Genomic DNA, 18,669 nt, shown 5'->3' with positions numbered 1-18,669 from the left:
AAAATGAAAAATTTAACTGGTTTGTGTAGCTACGAATAAAGATTTTGAATTAAACAGCCACTCCGGAGGTAGCATAAAGCATAATGTCGTGGTCTGTCCAGGTAGAAATTGGTTTTACAGCAGACAGTTCACCCCGGTGCATAACGGCTAATGTATCGCATATGCCCAGCAACTCAGGCAAATAGGAGCTAATCATGACAATGGATTTTCCCTGGGAAGCCAATGTCTGGATCAGGCGGTAAATTTCTGCTTTGCTGCCCACATCAATTCCTCTCGTGGGCTCATCCATAAAGAATATGTCACTATTGTGATTTAATAACCTGGCAATAGAAACTTTCTGCTGATTTCCTCCGGATAAGGCACCTACTTCTTGCCTGGAGTCACGGCATTTTACATTCATTTTGGTACACCACTCATCTGCCTGCTGTTTTTCCTGGGCAAGATTGAGCCAGCCAAACCGGCTTACTCTCTTCAGGGCAGATAAGGTAATATTGGTAAAAATGGGCAGGTTCACCGCCAGGCCTTCTTCCTTGCGGTTTTCACTGAGCAAATCCAATCCGCTATCCAATGCTTTTTCGGGACGTAGATAATGCGCCTGCAAATCCTTTCTCCCCATAATAGTCACCTTCCCATTGGCCACCTTATCCAGGCCGAACAAACAACGGATCATCTCGGTGCGGCCGGCACCTACCAGGCCGGATATCCCTAATATTTCGCCGCGGTGAAGTGTAAAAGAAGCACTTCTGGGTAAAGCACTTTTTCCCTGTAATGCCTGCACTTCTAATACAGGCTCGCCAAGTGTATGTGGAATATGAGGGTACATATCTTCCAGCGAACGGCCTACCATCTGCTCAATCAATTGCTGAATGGATGTACCTGCCATGCTACCAGTACCCACCGTTTGTCCATCGCGTAGCACTGTAAACCGGTCACAAATCTGCTGCACTTCTTCCAGGAAATGGCTAATATAAATAACGGCAATTCCTTTGGCTTTCAGGCGGGCAATTACTTCAAATAAAGCCTGTGTATCGGCAGCTGTTAGAGAGGAGGTAGGTTCATCCAGAATAACCAGTTTGGTATCCAGTACGAGTGCCCTGGCTATTTCCACGAGCTGTTGCTTGGCAATGCTTAACGTATTTACTGGGGTAGAAGGGTCCAGGTCGGGTTGGCCAAGTATACGTAAGGCTTCCTGCACTAGCGTTTTCTGGCTTTTGGCAAATCCTAGCTTAGACTTTTCTATACCTAAGGTAATATTTTCTTCTATCGTCAGGTGAGGGGCCAGGTTCAGTTCCTGGTAAATCATGGCAATACCAGACAAACGGCCTTCTGCCGGATTTTGTGGATGATACGGCTTGCCATCAAACATGATTTCACCGGAGTCTGGTTTTTCAGCGCCACTCAATATCTTCATCAGGGTACTTTTGCCTGCTCCATTCTCTCCAATCAAGGCATGAATTTCTCCCTGGGCTACTTCCAGTTGTACCCCACCCAGGGCCTTTACCGGCCCAAAAGTTTTTATGATGTTTGTTAGTTTAAGTAAGGTGTCAGGCATTTATAAACCAATTCAGGTAATAAAACAGATACAGGTCAAATAACTAACTGTAAAGGCTACAAAAGTCATTATCTACACAACAGAATCATAGCTCTATAAACCACAGACATTTACTGATTCAGCCATTTGTCCAGGTCAGGATTGATCAATTCTTGCACCTCAGGTTGATTGATGTTTTCCTGGGTAACCAGCTTCACGCCAGTATCCACTCTTTTCTCGTAATTCTCTTTTTTTACAACAGCTACAATGGTTTTTACGCCTTCATAACCCATCATAAACGGATTTTGCACCGCCAGGCCATGAATTTCGCCATTTTGCACCCCTGCAATTAACGTGGCATTGGCATCAAAACCTACAAATTTTACCTTTTTTGCTTTACCAGATGTTTGCAATGCCCGTAACATCCCTTGTGTGGAAGATTCGTTGGGGCAATATACCCCTTCTACCTGAGGAAAGCGGTTTAGCAGGTTTTGAGAGGCCTGAAATGCTTTTTCCATGGTAGCCCCGGCATACTGATTGGTAGAAATTAATTCAATGTTGGGACCGTACTCTTTCATACCTTCCAGAAAACCAGCTTCCCGCTCGGCTGTACTAGCTGAACCTTCACTATAGCGAAGCATAATCACTTTGCCTTTGCCACCTAATAATTCTGCCAGCCGTTGAGCACACAGTTTTCCACCCATTTTGTTATCCGTAGCTACAAAACTAGAATATTCTTTGGATTGTAGGTCTGAATCGATAATGACAACGGGAATGTCCCGTTTAACAGCTGCGTTTACCGGCGTAGCCAGGCTGCGGTCGTCGAGTGGGGCCAGTACAATGCCATCTACCCCCTGGCTGATAAAGTTTTGTACCACCTGAATCTGCATCTGCCGGTCGTCTTCTTTCTGAGGGCCCTGCCAGATAATTTCAGCTCCAGTCTCTTGTCCGGCTTTTACGGCACCTGCATGAATAGATTTCCAGAAAGAATGTGTAGAGCCTTTTGGAATAACGGCAATGCGGAGTTTTTCAGTGCCGCCTTCTGTATTGGCCGTGGTGGTTTTATTTTCTGTAGACGACGATGAATTACAACTTATCAGCATCATGAAACTGAAGGCTGTGCTGAGTAAGGCAATATATTTTTTAAGGTACATAGGTGAATAGTTGGAAATAAGTAAAACATAAGGCAGGTTTTGCAGCCTGCCTTATGTTTTAAACGAACAAATATATACAATAGAAGTGGCTTTATTGCTACCTGGTTATATTATAATGAAGCTCCTGGCGCAGGAATTTCTGTTCCATCTACATGAGAACCTTTCCGGCTGCGTACCCAGAAGAAGAGCACAGTAAAAGCAACGATCAGGATGATAGGGAAAGTTGTCATCTTAAGCAAAGTGGCTTGACCAGCGGCCAATTCCAAGGCATCTCCTGACAATCCCTGTGTAGAGATAGCTGCACGTTCGCTGTCGATCCATCCACCAATAATAGGCTGGAAAATAGCCGTTGAGAACATACCCATACCTCCTACAATAGACATACCCAACGCACCGCTGCGGGGAATGCGTTCAGCCACAAAACCAATCATAGTTGGCCAGAAATAACATACCCCAATGGCAAAGAAAATAGCAGCAACATAGGCCATAGCGCCTGTTTGGGTACTGAATAGATAAATTCCGATCAGTGCAAAAACTGAACCTCCAAGTAATACACCTGTCTGGTCGAATCTATGAATAATAGGGCCACCAAAGAACCGGCCAACGGCCATCAAGCCAGTAACAAGTGCCAGAATCAGCATAGGGCTGGCTCCACTTTTACTCATAATTAACCCCACCCATTGCTGCGGACCAAATTCCGAGATCGCTGTGAACGCCATGCAAGCAAGTATAAACAAAAACAGTGGAGTGAATATTGCCCGGAAGTTTTGAGATAAAGAAGTAGCGCCTTCTACTTTTGGTTTAGGGAATGTTTGTCCGAAAAACAAGAATGCATAAATTACGGTAGGAACCACAATAACCCAGATCTGGGCTTGCCAGGGTAATCCTGCATCAGTCATGAACTTAGAAATAAGACTACCAATAACAATACCCCCAGGGAACCACATATGAAAGCGGTTCAGCATTTTATTCATTTTTTCACCTGAGTAGGTATCTGCAATCATTGGATTACAGGCTGCTTCTGTACAACCATTACCAATACCAATAAAAAGTGTAGAGATGAGCAGGGTTGAGTATCCACCTGCATAGATTGTTAGCAGGATGCCTAGCATATGGGAAACAAAGGCAACGGACATAATAATTTTAGGACCAACAGAATAATAAACGAGACCACCTATAATCATAGCAATAGGGAAGCCAACAAACCACATAGAGTTTATAAAACCCAATTGCTCGGCTGAAAGCCCAAATGAAGTGCCTAATTGAGGTAAAATACCCGCCCTGATACTAAAGGAAAAGGCTGTAGTAATGAGTGCTAAGCAACTCCCATAAAAAAGGCGGTCTGCATTAACAGCAGTAGAAGTTTGTGTACTGATGATTGTAGCCATAATAAAAAGTTTAAGAATAAGGATAGGTTAACGTAGAGTACCGATAGCTTTTTTGATTTTTAAAAAATAATGTCAATTATATCAATTTTTCCCCAATAAACATATAACTTCCTTGATTTTTTCGATAAAAAATTATCTTTTTCTATGAAAAACATCTATGCTTACGCTTTCATTATGAGGAGCTTTGCACCCTCTATTAGTTAATTCATTGGTTGTCATTTTGTTTTCTTCAAGAAGGTGCTTTCAGGATTGGCTAAAAATCTGGAATACCGGCTCAGTCTTCCAGATTGCAGGATAAATAAATAACTTGCATCGGCTTTCCACTGTAGTTATGTATAAAATAGTAAAAGTAAATTTTCCTTTCTTTCTACCGTATCAGGTATTTTTTATCTTGGGTGGGATATTACAGCTTTTTTATACAAAAGTTGAATTATTCTCTTTTATTAATGGAAACTATCATTCGGCAGCCGATTACTTTTTTAAGTACATGACCCATGTGGGCGATGGCTTGTTTTATATACTTGTTGTTGTGCTGCTGGCGCTGGTAAGCTACCGGAAAGCCGCTATTGCGTTGAGTTGCTACATCACCAGTTCACTAGTAGCGCAGGTGCTGAAAAAAGTAATATTTACGGATGAGTTGCGGCCAAAAGCTTTTTTTGAAAACAGCTCTTATGTGCTACACATGGTAGAAGGCGTGACCCTGCATTCGCATAATAGTTTCCCTTCCGGCCATGCTACTTCTGCTTTTTCACTTTTTTGCTTGCTGAGTATTTTCTCCAGAAACAAAAGCCTGGGTTACCTTTGGTTTTGCCTGGCCCTGATTGCCAGTTATTCCAGGGTATATCTGTCGCAACATTTCTTTGGCGATATATACGTTGGTTCTATCATTGGCGTAGTTTTAACGCTTGTTACCTTCCGCGCACTGGATTTGTTCTTTAGAAAAAATAGCAGGTCATGGCATAGCAAAGGATTGTTGCAGTATGAACATAACTGACGCATATACAAGGCTGTTTAGCTGGTTTGTAGGGTAGGTTGAAACAATATTCCTGCAAATCTGATGTTATTACAGAGGAATTTTAGCAGGCAAGCATGCACATATGAAAATTTAAGAATTACCTTTGTACCTGTTTTTTAAAAAATACTTAAAAAACCTGTATAAATAGATCAGTAACCCTTTATCAGATTTGTCGCAAAGAACTGTATATTCAATTGGAATAGGATTGCTGGCAGCCTTGTTTTTTATGCCATTCCTGGGCGGAGTGCATTTATTTGACTGGGATGAAATAAACTTTGCTGAAGCTGCCCGTGAAATGATCATCTTAAAGGATTATCTGCGGGTATATATCAATTATGAACCCTTTTGGGAAAAGCCTCCTTTCTTTATCTGGCTGCAAACCCTGTCTATGAAACTGTTTGGCATGAATGAGTATGCTGCCAGGTTCCCAAATGCTGTATGTGGCGTAATTACCCTGATTGTGCTGTTTTTGATTGGAGAAAAGTTATACGACCGGCGGTTTGGTTTTTTGTGGGCAGGTGCATATTTCGGCTCTATTCTTCCGCACTTGTATTTCAAATCAGGAATTATAGATCCGTATTTCAACCTGTTTATTTTCCTTTCTATTTATTTCTTTATCCTGTTCTACTGGAAAAAAGAGTCGTTTTCAAACATCTTCCTCAATAAAGGTAAGTATTACTACCTGACCATTGCCGGGTTATTTATGGGGCTTGCTTTGTTAACTAAAGGTCCGGCAGCGTATATTATGGCAGGGCTGACTTTTTTTGTGTACTGGGTGCTGCAGAAGCTCCGGTTTTATATCAATGTTCCGCAGTTTATTTTTTATACGCTGGTAGCTATAGCGGTATCAGCCATCTGGTATGGACTAGTAACCCTGGCACACGGAACATGGTTTGTTAATGAATTTTTTAAGTATCAGTACCGCTTGTTTAGTACGCCGGATGCAGGACATGCCGGCTTTCCGGGTTATCATTTTGTGGTGTTGCTGGTAGGCTGTTTTCCGGCTTCCATCTTCTGTATCCGGGCTTTTACCCGCACCGACCAGTTGTACATTTACCAGCGTGATTTTAAAACCTGGATGGTCATTTTGTTCTGGGTTGTGCTCATCTTGTTCACGATTGTCAAATCTAAGATAGTTCATTATTCATCCTTATGTTATTTTCCCTTAACCTATCTGGCTGCCCTTACCATGTACCAGATGCTGGAAAAACGGATAAAGTTTAACTCCTGGATGAAGTTTGGCTTAATGGCGGTGAGTACCTTATATATTATTGCTACGCTAGCCCTTCCGTTCATCGGTATGAAGGTAGAAGTACTCAAGCCTTTGTTTAGCAAAGATCCTTTTGCACAGGCTAATCTGGATGCGGTAGTGAACTGGACAGGCATGGAAACCATAGCTGGTATTGTTCTTTTTCTGGTAGTCGGATTGGCCATAAAATGGATAAGTAACCCTAGTACCATGCAAAAAGGCTTTGTAACGCTATATGTAGGTACAGCCACCTTTGTTATGCTGACGCTTATATTCTTTATAGGTCGGATAGAGTTGTATTCACAAGGGGCCGCCATCCGCTTTTTCGAGAGCCTGCAAGGCAAAGATAGCTATGTGATTACGGAAGGCTATAAAAGTTATGCACAGTTGTATTATACCAACAAGCAACCGGTAACCAATCCTAAAAGTTACGATCACCAGTGGCTGTTATATGGAGATATTGACAAGGACGTATATGTAGTAGCCAAGATCAACCATGCTGAAAAACTAAAAGAGGTGCCAGGCCTGGAAAAGTTAAAAGAAGAGAACGGATTTGTGTTCTTCCGCAGAAAAGCTACCCGGTAAGCACCTTCCATTTCATGAGCCCCAGCTTGGTAAGCATATAATAGAGAGATACTTTCAGCACACCCAGGCCATAGGTAACACTGCGGGAAAAATTAATAGAGGAAGCTTCCTCAAAATACTTGGTGGGGCAGGTAACTTCGGCAATTTCATACCCTTTGTAAAAGATCTGGGCAATCATTTGATTGTCGAAGATAAAGTCATTAGAGTTATGGGTAAAATCAATCGCATGCAGCACCTCTGCCGAAAAAGCCCGGTAACCGGTATGGTATTCCGATAGTTTTTTGTTCATCAACAGATTCTGCGACAAGGTAAGAAAGCGGTTAGCTATATATTTATATAAAGGCATACCTCCTTTTAAGGCTCCCTTGCCCAGAATTCTGGACCCAAACACCACCGGATACAAATCCTGCCCAATAATAGCTACCATCGCAGTAATTAGTTTAGGGGTGTATTGATAATCCGGATGCAGCATTACCACTATATCAGCTTTCAATTCCAATGCTTTCTTGTAGCAGGTCTTCTGATTGCCCCCATAGCCTTTGTTTACTTCGTGGCGTATGCGGTGCGTAATGCCCAGTTTGCGCCCTACTTCCATGGTATTGTCGCGGCTGGCATCATCTACCAATACTACTTCATCTACAATATCAAAAGGTATTTCGCGGTAGGTTTGCTCTAATGTAAGAGCTGCATTATAGGCAGGCAATACAATTACTACCTTTTTTCCGTTATACATGGAGCAAAACTAAATAATCAGTAAATGCTATACAATAGCCTAATCCGGGAATGTTTGTCAGCGATAAAGCTATTCTATCTTAAAGATGGACAACAAGCTCCTAGCAATCACTTGTAACATAGCTCTACTCCGAAAGAAATGGGCGGCTGAAGAATATGTGAACAGATCATGTGTATTTGCAGATTTCAAGCTACCTTCGCATCATGCTGTGTATATATCGCTAGTATTTGCTGTAAACGTAGGTTAATAGATGATTTCAAACGAATTTATATTTTTTGCCGGGTTTCTGATATTCATCATTGGTATGTTGATGCTGGATCTGGGTGTTTTCAGCAAAAAGAACCATGTAGTTAGTTTTAAAGAAGCGGCCAGCTGGAGTGCCGTTTGGGTTGTGTTTGCACTTGCCTTTTACGTGTTTATCCGGACCCATGGCGAGCTCATTCATGGCGTAGATACCTATGAGGACCTGGTAACCATCCAACAAAAATATGCCAAAGAGCTGGCGCTTATTCCAGGGGATCTGGAGGCTAGCATTCAACTCTACCGGAATAATATGGCTTTGGAGTACATAACCGGGTATCTGGTAGAATACGCATTGTCAGTAGACAATATTTTTGTAATCATTCTCATTTTTACCTCTTTTGGTGTACGCGAGAAATATTATAAAAAGGTATTGTTCTGGGGAATATTGGGAGCTCTTGTTATGCGGTTCATCTTTATTTTTGCCGCAGGCTCGCTGATTATGAAAGCCGGCTGGATACTCTATTTATTTGGCGCATTTCTGGTATTTACCGGGATAAACATGTTTATCGGCCGCAATAAAGATGAGGCGATTGAACCACAAAAGCACCCAGTCGTAAAGTTTGCTTCCAGATATTTTTCTGTGTACCCCAGGTATGTGAATGATAAATTCTTTGTAAAGAAACAGGGGAAACTCATGCTTACGCCGCTATTTGTCGTAGTGCTGATTATTGAGTTTACAGACCTTATTTTTGCAGTAGATTCTGTTCCTGCGGTTTTTGCTGTAACCACTGATCCCTATGTAGTGTTTTTTTCAAACATTTTTGCCATTATGGGCTTACGGTCTATGTTTTTTTTCCTGGCCAATGTTATGCATTTGTTCCATTACTTAAAGGTGGGCTTAGCCGTATTACTGGTTTTTATAGGAGGCAAAATGCTGGCGCATTCCTACCTGAAAGAAATAGGTTTTCAAACACAGTACTCGCTGTACATTATTGTAGGTATTTTACTGATTAGTGTCGTGAGTTCCCTGTTATTTCCACAAAAGAAAAAAGTGGAAGAGAGCCAGGCAGGCATTAAACATTCCGGCCATCAATCATCGGGTGCGGTTAAATCTAAATCGTAAGGCAGCTACAGGCAGGCATTGGTTAGCAGATAGTAGACGCTAACGTTCTTTTTTTTAACCCCTTATTATCAACTACTACTTTGGTGCAGCCATACTTGCGGATGATGTGCCGCTGAATAACCAATACTGCATGCAAGCCTTCTTCCGTAGGAGCCGCCTTCCATTCTACGTGCAGGCAATTGCCATCGGCTATCCACATAATTTTGGCGTAGGGTTGGTCAAGGTATACTTCTTGGAGGCTGGGGATATACTGCATAGCTGTAAGCTTAGGTTAGAAAGTTAGTTACTCAACAATTGTAGTAGCGTAGAAATCCATAGGCAGTATATAATTATTTTGAGAATTCAAGTCTTTCGTAGTCAATATATTATATCAGCTTAACCAAACTTACAAAATTACGCCTTAAAATAAAAGCTATTCTTTGGGTTTAATCTAAAATTAATATACCGTACACAATCAGCTGTTTGCAGAGACTTTGCGTAGACACATGGGTTGGGAAAACAAGAAGGGGGAGAAGGAGGCAAAAAACTACTGGCGGAGAAACCTAAATAAAAAGCCCCTCTAGAAGAGAGGCCCTTTATATATTATGTTCAAACTTTTAACTCCCTAAATTTACAAGATATTTTGTAAACTGTATGTATTTTATTAATAAAATTTAATAACTCTAGATAGCATTGCCTATTTTTATTAACCAGCTGCCTAGTTTTTTTAAGTCATCCGCTATATTACTCTCAGCACTGGTTGCAGTCTGCTGAGTAAGTTCGCCAAGCCTGATTAATGACTTACTAATCTGCTTGCCTTCCATGGTGCCAGAGGTCAACAATTGTTTCAGGGTAGTTAATTCATCGGCAATCGTGTTCCATTCGGGTTTGTTGCCTTCTCTTAGTTTCTGTTCCCATCCGGCTATATTGTCTATAGCAGATTTGGTAGAGGTACCCGTAGGCAAGCCCTCCAGATACGTCACTGTAGATTCCAGTGCCACTTCATTGGTTGATTTTTCTGATTCCATACTTACGTGTTTTATCCGGATATACGGGCAGCAAGCTAGGTGGTTTAAAAAGAACAAATTTAACTACAATATACCTGGAAATGGGTATTGACAAGTATGTACCTTCCTGGTACCTTTGTTTTCTACACTTTTGAAAAATAACCTGCATTATACAAGCGGAATATATCCGCCGAAAAGGTAAATTAAGGCCTCCATCTTCTACAGGTAGCTTTATTAGCAGGCTTCCAATAACTAAGCAGAAAGGTTTAAATCAACTAGCGATAGATACAGTAACTTATATACAAAATAACTAGTTTATTTACAACCACTTAACTTTTTAACTATGTTCAAATTTTTAACTTCCTCTCAATATCCTTTATTAATCTGTCCGGCTGTAAACAACGTTTTTCCTGGCGAAGCCTTTTTAAGCAAATTTTTTCTCCTTATTTCCGCTAAGCAAAGAAAACAGACGAAAGAATAGAGATCTGTTATAAAACGACTGGTGCTCTTATGTATACGACACAGGCAGTTTACACTGCAAAACATAGCTGCTTCAACTATTGCATTGGCTGCTGGTGATCCGGCAAAAAATTACTATAAACAAACAACCATAATTATTTCAAACCTTTACCAACCTTCTCATGCGTTATTTTCTATCTTTTACCAGCTTTCGCCCCATAATTTGGAGGCACAATCCTTGGATGTCAGCTACACAAGCCGTCATTTTTTTTCTTGCTTCCGTTTTCTTAGTAGCTCCTCTGCTAGCACAGGAGAACCCGACAGGCTTAACTAATGTGAATGGTACCTTGTTTTTTGCAGCTAGTACACCAGATAAAGGAACTGAATTATGGAAAAGTAATGGTACTCCGGCAGGTACCCTGCTTGTAAAAGATATTGCTTCCATGGCAGCTAGTTCCTCGCCAGCCAACCTGAAAAAGATAGGCAGCACCCTGTACTTTACAGCCAATAGCAAAGAATTATGGAAAAGCAATGGAACAGCTGAAGGTACAGTGCTTATAAAAAGCTTTACTTCTTCGGTAGCTTCTCCGGTTTCCCAGCTTACTGATGTCAATGGCATACTATACTTTGTATTAGATAAAGGCGGTAATAGCTATGAGCTTTGGAAGAGCGATGGGACAGGCTCTGGAACCGTCCTATTAAAGAGTGTAGTATCTACAGCCTAAGCTAGAGGTATTGCTGGGTTAACCAATTTGAATGGGGTAGTATACTTTTCCGGTTATGAGGCAGCCACTGGCTGGGAGCTCTGGAAAAGTAATGGCACGAGTGCGGGAACAGTACTGGTAAAAGATATTTATCCTGGCACAACTAGTTCCTGGCCATCCAATCTATATGCCTGGAATGGCAACTTGTATTTTTCTGCTAATGATGGAAGTGAACATAAAACTGAGCTATGGAAAAGTGATGGCACGGCTGCAGGCACTATTCTTCTAAAAGACATTGCACCTGAAGAATATGGCCAATGGGGAAGTAAATTTGGTGTCAGTTCCTCTCCTTCCACCTTCGTTGCCTTCAACGGGGCTTTATATTTTGTCGCACAAACCTATTATGATCGATATTCTGTTGGAGACGAGCGTGAGCTGTGGAAAACAGATGGTACAACTGCGGTACAGTGTTTGTAAAATCAATCGGGCTCTCAGCGCAGCTTGAGATGCTAGTAATAAATGAAACACTGTTTTTTGTTGCCCAATCTGTGCAAAAAGATGCCTTTGGGAGTGAGATGCGCGCTCAACAACTCTGGAAAAGTGATGGCACAGGAGCAGGAACAGGTATTCTAAAAGAATTCTACAAGGAGTATTATTATAATTTTTTTCCATCTTTTGAACTAACCAATCTAAATGGCACCTTGCTGTTTACTCTTCCAGGTGGTGAAATTAATAATGGGGAACTTTGGAAAAGTAATGGAACTTCTCAGGGTACCGTGCAAGTAAAAGAAATCTATCCGGATGGGAATGGAGGCCACCCGAATTCTGCTAATCCAAAAGACTTAACAGTCGTTAATAATACATTATTATTTTCTGCCTTTGATGGCTTTGAAGTAAACAGACAGTTGTGGAAAAGTGATGGCACGGAAGCAGGCACAGTCAAATTACTACCTCAAATCAGCAGTTTGCCTGCTCCCTGGAAAAGCCAGGATATCGGTGCAGTGGCTCTGCCTGGAAGTGCCAGATATATGTCTAACATAGGAGGATTTATAGTAGAAAGCGGAGGCAATGATTTTTACAAAGCTCCGGATGCTTTTCATTATGTCAATCAGCCTTTCAGTGGCAATGCCACCATTGTAGCAAAGGTAGAAAGTATAGGTAATACCCATCCCAATGCTTTAGCAGGGGTAATGATCAGACAAGACCAAACCCCTAGTAGTTCCTTTGTAGCTGTGGCCGTTACTCCTTCGGGAAACATTAACTTTATGTGGCGGCAAGGAGCGGCTACCCCTGGGTATAAGTCGGTTCCCGGTGCTGCTCCTAAATGGCTCAAACTGTCTAGAAATGGCAATATGTTTACTGCCTATCATTCAATAGATGGATCATCCTGGACTGCCATTGGGGAAACAACCATTACGATGAGTAACTCTACGTATGTTGGCATGGCCCTGACTTCCCAAAGCTCTCAGCTAAATAGGGCTACCTTTTCCAATGTGGCAGTAAGTACTACCTCTTCCACACCTGCATGCACAGCCAGTGGCAGTATTTTGCGGGAATACTGGGCTAATGTACGAGGAGGAACTGTAGCCGATATTCCCTTTAGTATTAGTCCCACTTCCGTTACTCAACTTTCTTCATTTGAAACCCCTTCAGGAATTGGCGATAACTATGGTCAGCGGATCAGAGGCTATATTTGTGCGCCTGCTACCGGCAGTTACACTTTCTATATAGCAGCTGATGATCAGGCAGAGTTATGGCTGAGTTCGAGTGACAGCCCGGCAAGTAAACAAAAGATTGCCTACCTGACTGCACATACTTCAGCCAGGCAATGGACCAAGTATGCTTCTCAAAAATCGGTAGCTGTTAACTTGGAGAAAGGGAAGAAGTATTACATCGAAGCTTTGCACAAAGAAGCAGTTTATGGCGATAACTTAGCGGTCGGCTGGACTACACCAGGCAGCACAAGCATCTCAGTGATTCCAGGTTCTGTACTGTCACCTTTTGTGCCTTCGGCTGCTAGATTGGCCGGAGAAGCTGAGCTGCAAGCAAGCCCACTGGTGGTTTACCCGAATCCTTTCTCAGATAAGCTGACTATTGCTACAGGCGAACAAGAAGGCAAGGTAACAATTACCCTTACGGATGTAGTAGGCAAAACTTATTTTGTAAAAGAATATGTTCTATCCGGCCAGTCGGAAGTGGAGCTGGCCTTAACAGGGCTCTCGCTGAAAGCAGGCATGCATCTGCTTAAATTGCAGTCAGAAAATGGCAAAACACAGGTGATCAAATTACTTAAGAAGTAGAAAGCCCAGGTTAGTCATTTCTTGTTAACATACGAAAGGCAGATTGAATTATTCAGTCTGCCTTTCATTTTTTCTTGCTAAGCTTCAATAGACCGATCTAAAAATTATTTTTATAACATGCAGCTATCAACAGGTTAATTGGAGAGATTTTTGTTGCAAAATAAATAAAAAATACCTGTTTCCAGGTATTGACAAGCATAATCGGATAAAGTACCTTTGTTTTCTACACTTTTGCTAAGCCCAGTTTCAGCATTTCTGCGGGCTACATAACCTAAGTAAAATTTTTGCCCAGATACTCATACAGGCATTAACTTTTTGCTGGCAACTCCGTTTATTTATTCATTCACACACCAGTAAAAAAGCTCTAACGTACATGAATCTAGCACGGCAGTTATTATTTTTATATCAACTTGCTTATTATCATCTTAACTTTTCGAATGTATGTACAAGCTTTTAACTTACTCAACAAGCCACTGTATTTGCCCGTAAGGCCGGTTTTTGCTCAACCTGCACGTACACAATAATCCACTTTTGTAATTACTACGCTTACCTCACTAACGACGCCATAGCTACTAGTTATGACTCCTGTTACAGGTATGCCTATGTTTAACGGATAAGGAATTTATAGTACTATAAATACAGCTAAAATCGTTTACTAACCCATTTGCACCACCCACTTTTGCCGGTATATAAAACATAACTATTCACCATAAATTTTTTCTTATTTCCTACAACTACCTTTTTTATGATACATTTATTACCCTCACCTTTACCGTGCGTTCCGGCCTGGATGTCCTTTCACTGTAAAATTTCTAAATATACTGCTGTTTTTCTAAGTGTAATTATTCTTTCGCTCTCACCTCTGATGGCTCAGGAATTTTCATTGCAGTTGCAATATACACCTCAACTGACGGATGTGAATGGTACAGCATTTTTCCCTGCTTATACACCCGATTTTGGAAATGAACTATGGAAAAGCAATGGTACTAGTGCAGGTACAGTTCGTGTAAAAAACCTGCTTGCAGGTTATAGCGAGCCAAGCGGTGATCTTTATAATCTGACTAGAGTAGGCAATAGCTTATTTTTTATAGCTCAAGATATGGAAGGCAAAAATGCTTTATGGAAAAGCGATGGGACAGCTCAAGGGACGGTGAAGCTCAAAGTTATTACAGAACCTGGAAATTTTTACCAGTTTACCGATGTGAATGGGGTACTGTATTTCATAGTTGAAAAAGCTCTTGGTATTTACGACTTATGGAAGAGTGACGGGACAGCAGCTGGAACGCTCATTCTCAAAAGCTTTGAATCTCCCACTGGGGGGACTTCCTTTCCCTATTCATTTGTAGAGGATATCCGCTTAGTAAATGGGAATGGTACCTTATACTTTACAGCCATTGATTACACCTACGGCTTAGAACTATGGAAAAGCAATGGCACTAGTGCAGGTACAGTTTTGGTGAAAGATATACGTCCAGGTCCGGGCTTTTCAGGAATCACTTCTTTAGCTTACTGGAACGGAAACCTATACTTTGATGCCAATGATGGAGGGGCAGCCGGCTTAGAACTATGGAAAAGCAATGGTACGGCTTCAGGTACGGTAATGGTAAAGGATATTGCACCCAATCAAGCTGGGTCAGCGGATTATGCTGGTTCCTATCCTAAAGATTTTAAAGTGTACAACGGAGCCTTATATTTTGTAGCGAGTGGCTCTTTTGATACAAGGAATCCATATCAGAATCAAAACCGGGAATTATGGAAAACAGATGGTACTGCCCAGGGCACCGTATTAGTGAAAGACATTGCCCCAGGTTTATTCGGGTCTCATCCCAGTCAACTAACTATTTCTAACGGTACTTTATTTTTTGTGGCCGATCATGATCGGGCAAGTGCTACGGAGTATGCTGCCGGTGAATTGTGGAAAACAGATGGTACCACCCAGGGCACGGTTTTAGTAAAAGATATTGCCCCTGGCGCAGCCGGTTCTGTACCAGTAGAATTAACCGATGTGAATGGAGTTTTATACTTCGCAGCAGATAAAAATGGTATAAGCGATGGGTATACAGCTCCTAGCTGGGAGTTGTGGAAAAGTAATGGCACAGCGCAAGGGACCGTTTTGGTAAAAGAAGTTGTTCCCACTGATTTACTAGCTGTGAATGGCAGCTTGCTTTTTGCAACAACAGCAAACCAATTATGGAAGAGTGATGGAACAGCGGCAGGCACGATGGAATTAAAAGTACACATACCTCCGGCTACTTGCAGTGCCACAGGTGGCTTATCAAGAGAATACTGGGCAAATGTGTCCGGTACCACTGTGTCTACTATTCCGCTGACAAGTACTCCTACTTCTTCTACCCAACTTACTTCTTTTGAAACCCCTTCCGGTATTGGCGATAATTACGGACAGCGTCTCAGAGGATTTATTTGTGCACCATACAGTGGGAATTATACTTTCTATGTTGCCTCAGATGATCATAGCGAACTCTGGCTGAGCAATAATGAGAATCCGGAAGGAAAACAAAAAATAGCTTCTGTTACCGGATACGCCAGCCCGAAACAATGGACGAAATATGCTTCCCAAAAATCGGCAACCATATATATGGAAAGAGGCTACAAATACTATATAGAAGCCTTGCACAAAGAAGGAGCCGGAGGCGACCATCTGGCGGTTGCCTGGACAACCCCAGGTAGCAATGCTATATCTGTCATTTCGGGTGCTTCACTGTCTCCCTATGTAGAAAACAAACTTCCAGTGGTTACCATTACATCTCCGGTAAATGGAGAAAAAATACCAACTTCTCCTGCGTCTCTTACAGTTACAGCTACTGCCTCTGATGCAGATGGCTCCGTTAACAGAGTTGAATTCTATGCAGACAATGGAAGTACATCTTTTGTAGAATACGACTATACAGCCCCATACAGTGTTACCTGGAATGATGCGGAGGCTGGAACTTACCGTATAAGTGCCCGGGTAGTCGACAATCAGGATGGGTATAGTGAGCTGGCAGAAGTAACCGTAACGGTTGATGGCTTACCTGAACCCTGGGCAGGCTCGGATGTGGGAACTCCACTTACTAAAAGAGGTAGTTCAGGGTACCGGAATGGCGTATTTACTCTTAAAAGTGCAGGCAATGATTTTTACCGGGCACCAGACGATTTTTATTACGTCTATCAACCCTTAAATGGCAATGTTGCGATTGTAGCTAAAGTAGAAAGCCTGCAAAACACCCATCCGAATGCACTGGCTGGCATAATGATCCGGGAACATTTTGGCACGGATGCCTCCTTTGTAGCTACTGCCGTGAACCCCTCAGGTAATACTAACTTTATGTGGCGGCAAGAAAGTAGTTCTCCCGGCTATAAATCAGTTCCTGGTACGGCTCCCAGATGGCTCAAACTAGAAAGAAACGGCAACAGCTTTACTTCTTCCTATTCTTCAGATGGAGTAAACTGGACGGCGATCGGACAAACTACCATCAATATGGGAAGTGATATTTATGTAGGGTTGGCACTGACTTCACAAAACAGCAGTAGTTTTAATACGGCTACTTTCTCTAATGTGTCAATTACGTCGCCTGCTATGCTTGCCTGCTCTGCTACCGGTAGTATTTTACGGGAGTACTGGGCGAATGTCAGGGGAGGAGCTGTAACCGATATTCCGGTCAACACCGTTCCGGCCTCTTCTACCCAACTTACTTCGTTTGAAACGCCATCTGGCATTGGCGACAACTACGGGCAGCGCATCCGGGGCTATATTTGCCCATCGGTAACCGGCAATTATACCTTCTATCTGGCATCTGATGACCAGGGAGAATTATGGCTGAGTACCAACGACAATCCGGCAAGCAAACAAAAGATTGCCTATATCACCGGACATGCTGCCAGCAGGCAGTGGACGAAATTTCCAACCCAGAAGTCAGTAGAAATCGCTTTGGAAAAAGGCAAAAAGTATTACATCGAAGCCTTACATAAAGAATCCGTCTATGGCGATAACTTAGCTGTCGGCTGGACACTTCCCGGCAGCACAAGCATTCAAGTACTTCCAGGATCAGTACTATCGCCTGTTGTGCCTGCTGCTAGAATAGTTAGTGAACAAGATGTTGAGGAAATTTTAATATCCGCATACCCAAATCCTTTTTCAGATAAATTAACCATTGCTACACAAGGGCAACAGGGCAAGGTAATTATTAGCCTGACAGATGTGGTAGGCAAAACCTATTTTATCCATGATTATTCACTTTCCGGACAAGCAGAACTAAGCCTTGACTTCTCAGCCTTACAGTTAAAAGCAGGAATGCATCTGCTCAAACTGCAATCAGAAGATGGCAAAATACAGGTGATAAAAGTTGTGAAAAAGTAATTTTTGAGATAAAAACTCATTTTGTAAAAATTCACAGGGCAGGTTGCGTAGTTCAACTTGCCCTATTTTTTATTACCAGTAAGTATCCTTATACCGGAAATAAAAGCAAGAAAGTATTTATTTGACCGGCTACTTTGCAGACGAACGCTTGTACTGCTCATACGCTTGATATACGTTCGTGAAATGTTTTCTGAGCTCATGCCTGTTCTCTTCTGGTAACAACTTTGCAGGAAACAGCTGGCTGCCCATACCAACTCCTTCTGCCCCAGCTTTAAAAAAATCAGCCAGGTTCTCCGCAGATACCCCACCGGTTGGTAACAGTTTTACCTCATTCAAGGGTGCTTTTACCTCTTTAATATAGGCAGCACCTAGTGTGGTGGCCGGGAATACTTTCACCATACTGGCACCCGCCTGCCAGGCTGTATAAATTTCAGTAGGCGTGTAGGCGCCGGGAAATATAGGAATTTGCTGCTGTACACATAAAGCAATTATTTTTTCGCTAACTACAGGCGTAACAATGTATGTGGCGCCTGCTTCCAAAGCAGTTTGTAAGTCTTGTTGGGTGCAAACCGTGCCTGCGCCAATATTTAACTTCCCTTCATAGGTGCTTCTCAGATTCTTAATTGTTTCTACTGCCCCTTGTGAGTTCATCGTAATTTCTAGGTTGGTAAACCCGGCGTCTATATACAATGGAATCATGTTGTATAGAGCCGATGGGGCTACACCCCGGAGGATTCCAATAATGGGTAGTTTGTAAAATAATTCCCAGGAGAACATAAAGTGTTAGGGTTTAATGCGTTTGTTAAATTTATGGATACGCCCTTATGTGTGAAAAGCCAGGC

The 18,669-nt window shown here is 42.1% G+C and carries 14 protein-coding genes; 7 read left to right on the top strand and 7 right to left on the bottom strand.

Annotation, left to right across the window (positions count from 1 at the left end):
• Window positions 1-49 precede the first annotated feature (49 nt).
• From Q0590_RS15515 to Q0590_RS15505, 3 genes are all read right to left on the bottom strand, one after another.
• On the bottom strand, window positions 50-1,552 hold the full coding sequence (locus tag Q0590_RS15515; protein WP_302038481.1) for a sugar ABC transporter ATP-binding protein: 1,503 nt from the start codon (window positions 1,550-1,552) through the stop codon (window positions 50-52).
• A gap of 110 nt (window positions 1,553-1,662) precedes the next feature.
• Window positions 1,663-2,685 (bottom strand): ABC transporter substrate-binding protein, encoded by a 1,023-nt coding sequence (locus Q0590_RS15510; protein WP_302038480.1) that lies wholly within the window; start codon window positions 2,683-2,685, stop codon window positions 1,663-1,665.
• 110 nt (window positions 2,686-2,795) lie between these two features.
• Entirely contained in the window at window positions 2,796-4,073 is a 1,278-nt protein-coding gene (locus Q0590_RS15505; RefSeq protein WP_302038479.1) for an MFS transporter, read from the bottom strand.
• Window positions 4,074-4,404: 331 nt separating this feature from the next.
• Between Q0590_RS15505 and Q0590_RS15500 the strand changes: the two genes are divergently transcribed.
• Both Q0590_RS15500 and Q0590_RS15495 read left to right on the top strand, forming a co-directional pair.
• Window positions 4,405-5,067, top strand: a complete 663-nt coding sequence (locus Q0590_RS15500) for a phosphatase PAP2 family protein (RefSeq protein WP_302038478.1) — start codon at window positions 4,405-4,407, stop codon at window positions 5,065-5,067.
• Window positions 5,068-5,257: 190 nt separating this feature from the next.
• Entirely contained in the window at window positions 5,258-6,922 is a 1,665-nt protein-coding gene (locus Q0590_RS15495) for an ArnT family glycosyltransferase (protein ID WP_302038477.1), read from the top strand.
• Here Q0590_RS15495 and Q0590_RS15490 read toward each other — a convergent pair.
• On the bottom strand, window positions 6,912-7,655 hold the full coding sequence (locus Q0590_RS15490) for a glycosyltransferase family 2 protein (protein WP_302038476.1): 744 nt from the start codon (window positions 7,653-7,655) through the stop codon (window positions 6,912-6,914). The genes Q0590_RS15495 and Q0590_RS15490 overlap by 11 nt on opposite strands.
• A 250-nt stretch (window positions 7,656-7,905) precedes the next feature.
• Here Q0590_RS15490 and Q0590_RS15485 point away from each other — a divergent pair, with 250 nt between their 5' ends.
• On the top strand, window positions 7,906-9,021 hold the full coding sequence (locus tag Q0590_RS15485; protein ID WP_302038475.1) for a TerC family protein: 1,116 nt from the start codon (window positions 7,906-7,908) through the stop codon (window positions 9,019-9,021).
• Window positions 9,022-9,043: 22 nt separating this feature from the next.
• Here Q0590_RS15485 and Q0590_RS15480 read toward each other — a convergent pair whose 3' ends face one another.
• Entirely contained in the window at window positions 9,044-9,277 is a 234-nt protein-coding gene (locus tag Q0590_RS15480; protein WP_302038474.1) for a hypothetical protein, read from the bottom strand.
• A 406-nt stretch (window positions 9,278-9,683) separates the two neighbouring features.
• Entirely contained in the window at window positions 9,684-10,028 is a 345-nt protein-coding gene (locus Q0590_RS15475) for a hypothetical protein (RefSeq protein WP_302038473.1), read from the bottom strand.
• Window positions 10,029-10,708: 680 nt separating this feature from the next.
• On the opposite strand from Q0590_RS15475, the gene Q0590_RS15470 reads away from it, so the two are divergent.
• From Q0590_RS15470 to Q0590_RS15455, 4 genes are all read left to right on the top strand, one after another.
• Entirely contained in the window at window positions 10,709-11,191 is a 483-nt protein-coding gene (locus tag Q0590_RS15470; protein WP_302038472.1) for an ELWxxDGT repeat protein, read from the top strand.
• A gap of 27 nt (window positions 11,192-11,218) precedes the next feature.
• On the top strand, window positions 11,219-11,647 hold the full coding sequence (locus Q0590_RS15465) for an ELWxxDGT repeat protein (RefSeq protein ID WP_302038471.1): 429 nt from the start codon (window positions 11,219-11,221) through the stop codon (window positions 11,645-11,647).
• Window positions 11,648-11,676: 29 nt separating this feature from the next.
• The gene (locus tag Q0590_RS15460) at window positions 11,677-13,470 is read left to right on the top strand and encodes a PA14 domain-containing protein (RefSeq protein ID WP_302038470.1); all 1,794 of its coding nucleotides are present in this window, start codon (window positions 11,677-11,679) and stop codon (window positions 13,468-13,470) included.
• A gap of 865 nt (window positions 13,471-14,335) precedes the next feature.
• A complete protein-coding gene (locus Q0590_RS15455; RefSeq protein ID WP_302038469.1) occupies window positions 14,336-17,827 on the top strand; it encodes a PA14 domain-containing protein in 3,492 nt (1,163 codons plus the stop codon).
• 129 nt (window positions 17,828-17,956) lie between these two features.
• On the opposite strand, the gene Q0590_RS15450 is transcribed toward Q0590_RS15455, so the two are convergent.
• Entirely contained in the window at window positions 17,957-18,604 is a 648-nt protein-coding gene (locus Q0590_RS15450) for a bifunctional 4-hydroxy-2-oxoglutarate aldolase/2-dehydro-3-deoxy-phosphogluconate aldolase (protein ID WP_302038468.1), read from the bottom strand.
• Between the last annotated feature and the right edge of the window lie 65 nt (window positions 18,605-18,669).

It is taken from the genome of Rhodocytophaga aerolata (assembly GCF_030503435.1).
In the GTDB taxonomy this organism is placed as follows: domain Bacteria; phylum Bacteroidota; class Bacteroidia; order Cytophagales; family 172606-1; genus Rhodocytophaga; species Rhodocytophaga aerolata.
The sequence above is the reverse complement of the archived record's forward strand: the minus strand, read 5'-3'. Positions and strand labels throughout refer to the sequence as shown.